Annotated in this window: 1 protein-coding gene; it reads right to left on the reverse strand. The window is 55.2% G+C overall.

The window, feature by feature from the left end; translation table 11 throughout:
- Window positions 1-400 (reverse strand): hypothetical protein (locus AC1DF0_RS32530; RefSeq protein WP_477577738.1); only part of this gene is annotated, 400 nt, incomplete at both ends.

The raw sequence follows: 400 nt of genomic DNA on the forward strand, positions 1-400 counted from the left end.
CATGGAAACCGCGCGAATAATTTCCCTTTCTGCCTGCTCGGGGTGGAGGCAAGGGCCGTTATAGTCGGTGGAATTACCGTTACAAAAATAAGTGGCATAACCCAGCGCGCCGCTCGCTGTCGTCGATGCCGCTTTGAACAAAGCCTCAACCTTGCTGGTTTCCAGCTGAGGTGCCATCTGCGAAAGACTTAAGCTTGCCGCCGACAGACTCGCCTGTGGATCACCCGACTCTGCAGCACAGACATAGTTTTCCAGTGACGCTTCAATCAACTCCCCAGTCAGACGGTATCGTTCAAGAAACCCCAACCCACCCAAGCCCTCAGCACGTTGATAACAAAGGTTCTCCGCGCGGCTCATTCCGGGTCTATCGGGTGCGACAAGCTCCCTCTCGCTGATCGAC

The sequence above is a fragment of the Paenibacillus sp. 05T425 genome (assembly GCF_056396205.1).